The organism is Dyella sp. 01N36 (assembly GCF_056399745.1).
The window spans coordinates 1-5,394 of sequence record NZ_JBFTRY010000215.1 but is presented as its reverse complement, the minus strand read 5'-3'; the positions used below and the strand labels follow the sequence as shown (position 1 = coordinate 5,394).

Annotated in this window: 5 protein-coding genes and 1 pseudogene; 1 reads left to right on the top strand and 5 read right to left on the bottom strand. The window is 61.4% G+C overall.

What is annotated here, in order from left to right; all coding sequences use genetic code 11:
• From AC1DMG_RS19375 to AC1DMG_RS19365, 3 genes are all read right to left on the bottom strand, one after another.
• Positions 1–506: P-loop NTPase family protein (locus tag AC1DMG_RS19375; protein WP_477180932.1), on the bottom strand; the 506-nt coding region annotated here is incomplete at its 3' end.
• 2 nt (positions 507–508) lie between these two features.
• A complete protein-coding gene (locus AC1DMG_RS19370; RefSeq protein WP_441603172.1) occupies positions 509–2,053 on the bottom strand; it encodes an XrtA system polysaccharide chain length determinant in 1,545 nt (514 codons plus the stop codon).
• A gap of 33 nt (positions 2,054–2,086) precedes the next feature.
• Positions 2,087–2,710: an XrtA/PEP-CTERM system exopolysaccharide export protein gene (locus AC1DMG_RS19365; RefSeq protein ID WP_082121019.1), complete on the bottom strand. Its 624-nt coding sequence runs from the start codon at positions 2,708–2,710 to the stop codon at positions 2,087–2,089.
• 309 nt (positions 2,711–3,019) lie between these two features.
• Here AC1DMG_RS19365 and AC1DMG_RS19360 point away from each other — a divergent pair.
• Positions 3,020–3,867: pseudogene (locus AC1DMG_RS19360) on the top strand (SDR family oxidoreductase).
• A gap of 134 nt (positions 3,868–4,001) precedes the next feature.
• Here the strand turns inward: AC1DMG_RS19360 and AC1DMG_RS19355 are convergent.
• Both AC1DMG_RS19355 and AC1DMG_RS19350 read right to left on the bottom strand, forming a co-directional pair.
• Entirely contained in the window at positions 4,002–4,328 is a 327-nt protein-coding gene (locus AC1DMG_RS19355; protein WP_441603171.1) for a hypothetical protein, read from the bottom strand.
• Positions 4,329–4,365: 37 nt separating this feature from the next.
• The gene (locus tag AC1DMG_RS19350) at positions 4,366–5,154 is read right to left on the bottom strand and encodes a scabin-related ADP-ribosyltransferase (protein WP_477180931.1); all 789 of its coding nucleotides are present in this window, start codon (positions 5,152–5,154) and stop codon (positions 4,366–4,368) included.
• Positions 5,155–5,394 lie beyond the last annotated feature (240 nt).

Below are 5,394 nucleotides of genomic sequence, written 5' to 3'. Positions count from 1 at the left end.
GCCGGTATGAGGCGCAGGTGCGGTACGCCGGTGTGATAGATGATCGACTCGATGCCGATCGCCGGATGATCCATCAGGTCGATCAGTCCACCGCGCGCAGGCTCGATGCCCATGACCTTGTGCTGGTTCGGATAACGCACGTTGCAGTCGATCAGCAAACTGGTCTTGGCTTCATCGAACGCAAAGGCGGCGGCGAGATTGCGCGCCACGAAGCTGCTTCCCGAACGCGGGCTCACCGCCACCACCAGGGTTGTGAAGTTGTGGTGTCCGCCCATCGCGAGCAGGCGCGTACGGATCTCGCGGAAGGCATCGGACTGCTGGCGCACCGATTCTTCGCGATGAATCATCCGCCGCTGCTCGAGCTGGATCGGCGCCAGCGCGCCGCCCTCCTCGTGCATGCGTGCAATGGACTGGCTTGAGGTCTTGCGCAACTCGAGGTTGTGCGCCGCCGCTTCCAACACTTCGCTGATACGTTCGGACATGTTGTYGTCTTCGATATTCTTCATGGTCATCCCTTCAGCCGTATCCAGACGGCAATGAGATAGACAGCGCCCACCCCGATCACGATCAGGCCGAGGATCATGTTGCGCATGCGATCGCGACGGCGATCACCCGGCGTGGGATAGAACGGAATCGTCGCRAGCACCGGCGCACCGATAGCCTGCTCCAGCTGCCACACCGAGCGCACGCGCGGGTCGAACCACACCAGAGCCACCAGCAGGCCAAGCGGCAAGACCAGCGACAAACCCATGCCCGCCAATCCGAAATGCATGAAGCGCAGGCCCGATGGCGACAGCGGCATCACGGCGGGGTTCTGCACCAGGAAGGTCAGGCCACGCTGTTCGGCATCCAGATTCATCGACACGCGGGCGTTCTCGCGGCGCTTGAGCAAGTCCTGGTAGACGTCGCGGTTGACGTTGTAGTCGCGGGTCAATTCGGCCGTGACGTTCTCGGAGTTGGCGATACGCGCGCTGCGTTGCAACTCGGTTTGCAGCATCGCCTCGCTCGCTCCCATGCGTGCGGCAGCTGCCGCACTTGCTGCGCGAGCCGAAGACAGCTGCGTTTTGATCTGCTGATAAGCCGGGTTGAACGAGACGTTGCTGTCCAAGGCAGTGGGCGTACCCGCCAACTGGGCTGCGTGCTGGCGCTGGTCGGAAGCGGCCAGCTGCCGCTTCAGGTCTTCCATCTGATGACGGATGCGCACGACATCGGGATAGGAATCGGTATACGTCAACAGCAGCTTGTTGAGCTGCGCCTGCAGCTCGCCCAGCTGCGCCTGCAGCAGGCCATCCGCCGTCTGCACCGTATTCACCTCGGATTCGCCGTTGAGCTGCGACGCCAACGAGCCTTCCTGCGAGCGACGCTCCATCATGTCCATGCGCGCGGATTCGATCTGCGTACGCAACTGGCTGATGCGTGCCGCGGTATCCGCTTCGCTACCCGGCCGTGCGTCGGCGTTGGCATCGCGGTACGCCTTCAGCTTGTCCTCCGCGTCGGTCAGCTTGGCGCGATAGGCCTCGACCTGGCTGTTGATGAACTCGTAGGCCTCGCGGCTCTCGCGCTGCTTCGATGCCAGGCTTTCGCTGATGAACAGCTGTGCGAAGGCATGCGCCACGTCGAAGGTGCGCTTGGCGTTGCTGTCGCTATAGGCAATGGTGATCAGGTTGTCGTGCGAAATCTGCACCTGGGTGCGCGACTTGATGCCTTCGGCGATGCGGTCCTGTTCCACCGGCGACGGATGGGTGGCCATCCAGCCACCAGCTTCGAGGATCTTGGCCATCACCTTGCGGCTGAAGATCACGTCGCGCGCCATGCTGGCGCGATTCTGGTTAGCCGTCGGTGCAGCAGCACCCGCCATCAAGGGCGTGATGATGCTGCTCTCCTGCGCAAGAATCGTCGTCGAAGCGACGTACTTGCGCGGCCACAACATGCCGGCAGTCAATGCAGCCAGCGCAATCAAGGCAAACGCGATGCCCAACATGAGACGGCGGCGACGTGCCTCATTGATCAATGCCGGCACAAGGCTTGCCATCGGCCTGAGTTCTCCACTCATGGCGACGTCCTCCCTTTCCCCTGCGTGCGGCGTTTAGAACGCGCGCATCGGTACGGTGACAACATCCCCGGGTTGCACCGGGTAATTGGTGGCGAGATCGCCCTTCTGCAGTACGTTGTCCAACCGCACGGCATAAGGCGTGGTCACGCCGTTCTTGTCTTCGCGATACAGTTCGGTGCGATCAGGCGCCGCGAACTCTGTCGTGCCTCCGGCAGCCAGCACCGCGTCCAGCACGGTCATGCCCTGGCGATACGGAATCGATACCGGCGTGCGCACGGCACCGGTCACGCGTACGCGCGACAAGTACTCGTGACTGCGCAAGGCAGTGAGGATCACGGCGACCTGCGGATCGCGTACATAGGACTGCAGCTTGTCCTTGATCTCCGCCGCGACCTCTTCGGGCGTCTTGCCGCCGGCCATCACATCGCCAATCAACGGCACGGTGATCTTGCCGTCCGGCCTCACCGGCACGCTGACGCTGAGGTCGGGGTTCTGCCAGACGGTGACCTGAAGCTGATCGTCCACGCCAATCTTGTACGTGGACACCGCCTGCGCGGCAGGATCGATCTTCGGCGCCTCGGTCGAGCCACGTCCGGTGGCACAACCGGTCAGCACCGCGGCTACGCAAACAGCAAACAACAGAGTGAGAACTTTCATGGCGGGGCCCCCTGCGCATAAAGTGTGAACTGCGTCACTTGCGAGTATATCCACGGCCCACGAGAACTTGACAAAACCATTCGTTCTATGTCTTGACGCACATGGAATCTGGAAAAAGGCGTTTGCGCAGCGCGCCTGTACCAGCGCCGCGGCGATGGCAACACCAGTCTGGTCAAAGGGGATGGGGATCCTTGCGGTGTCGACCCTCCATGACGCCAGCCGGATTTAGGCCGTTTGGCCGATAGCTCGGAAATTCACGCTTCTGCAGACCCGCCCTGTCGCAGGCGCGAAACACTGTCGACCCGGCCTATGCATGCGCTTCGCCAAGCTGCTGCCGACACCCGCAAGGACACCGCCGTGACGCAAACGCCCGCCATCACGCCTTTCGAGGCCCAGCCGCTGAAAGGAACGACCATCCTGGTGACCGGAGGTGCGCAAGGTATCGGCCGCGGCATCGCCCAAGCCGTGCTCGGCGCCGGCGGCAATGTGTTGATCGGCGACTTGAATAGCGAAGCCGGCAAGGCCTGCCTCGACGAATGGAACGTGGGCGAACGCGCCCGCTCCGCGGTGCTTGATGTATCGCGCGAAGCCAGCGTCAAACGATGGATCACCAGTGCGCTCAGACACTACGGCCGCATCGACGGACTGGTGAACAACGCCGGCATCGCCGATCCGCACAGCGGCCCACTCAGTGACCTGTCGCTGGAACAATGGAACCGCTACCTGGCACCAACCTCACAGGCACTTTCCTCTGCAGCAAACACGCACTGCCATCACTGCAGCATCAACACGGCAGCATCGTAAACATCGCCTCCACCCGCGCACTGCAATCGGAACCCGATTCCGAAGCCTACRCCGCCACCAAGGGCGGCATGCTCGCCTTCACCCACGCACTGGCCGTGAGCGCCGGCCCCAAGGTGCGAGTCAACGCCATTCTTCCTGGCTGGATAGCCACCGACGCATGGCGCGAGCCTGCTGAACGCAGCGCTCCCAGACTCAGCCGCCGCGATCACACCCAACATCCCGCGGGCCGCGTAGGCACTCCTGAGGACATCGGCGCTTTGGCCGTCTATCTACTTTCGACGCAATCATCCTTCGTCACCGGACAGCATTTTGTGGTCGACGGTGGGATGACGGTGAAGATGCAGTACGTTTGATGGCAGGGGATCGCGTCACGAAACTCGCTCACCCTTAGGCCTTGCAGCTCTCTAGCGAATTGGCAAGGCCCCACTGGGGGCCTTGCGTAGATAGCTAAGGAGACTCCCATCAATGAGAGCGACCGGTGTGCCCCTCACTTTTCGTTGAACTCAATGGCGTACAGCGGYTTATAGTCATCACCCGTGCCTTCGAGCATGAGATTGACCGAATTTCGCGTCAAAAATGCCATCTGCGCCAGATTGAGCATATTCACACCATAAGCCGAATTGCAGGTCCAACTCGCGCCTGCCGTAACCGAACCGGGGCCGTAGCGATACCGAAGAAAACAACTTCCATACTGGTTGGATTTCACGGATATCACCGTAACTCCTGGTTCCGTGTAAACCCCTGCTCCCTGCGCCGTAAGCACGACGCCCAGAACACACATCGCGACCAGGCCCTGAACAAGCTGACGTTTCATAGGTTGCTCCTTGTGAGGTAACAGCTAGACGCTGTGCTTAGAGATCCGATCGCCCTGCGGCGCTCGCTTGCCAACTCAGCCCAACTATCAACGCATCGAGGTCGGCAACACGCTCGGGACCGGAACGGCAGGTCTGAGTTGGGCTGGCTGCCACCTGCGATAGACGCTTTGCCGAGCTGCCTGAGCAGCTCGCAAAGCAGGCGGACATGAAGGCCAGCCTGCCGCCGGGCGAGGAAAGCAAAAGACCGTAATGCTGCAAGGTGTCTGCGGCATTGGCTGTGTAAGGATTCGCGTTCCCTTGAGTGTTTACGTTGAAATATCGCGTGTTCGGAATCGAACGCGACCCGGTTGCGGTGACCTCCTGGGTCTCCACGATATTCTGAGCCGKGATGCCGTCCACGGCGTCCCATTCGTCCGCCCGACGAGCCATTTCGAGTGACAACACCGAAAGAGGGCTGACCGACCCGGAGCGTTGCTGCAGCCAGTCCATCGACGCCGGGCCGCTGTAGAACGTCTGGTCGGCCCGAATGCGATAAATGTAGGTGACGCTGCGTTGCAGAAGATGCTTATTGGCAATGTCCCGTGCGGCGTTGAAGTTCGCGGCCGTCGAAACAAACGCGCTCGTCGAGCCGTCGCTGCTACATGTCGCACCGTTAATGTGCGCCACAATGTTGTGGTTAGTGCCCCATGCACGGAAACCTTCCGCAAAGATCACGCTCGGCGGCCTTGTATCGACGCGATACACAAATTTCGGCGGCGCGGCGAAGGCCAAGCCCGMGACCCCGATCTGACAGACAAGCAAGAACGCTACGAGGCGCTTTTTCATAGTTGCTACCTCCCCTTGAAGGGCCAACAAGCCGGATGGCGGCACGGAACAGCGAGCCAGATGCGCGAACTTTCACAGTGATCGGCCGCTGGACTGCGACCACGCTAGTGTCGGAAAGCATCTGCCATGTGGTCGCGAGTCCGGCCAAGTCGACACGCGATACCGGCAACCCAACCTTCCGCCCCAGCATGCGACGCGCCGGGTCTGCAAAACAAAGCAGTAGGCATGGCACCCAAGGGA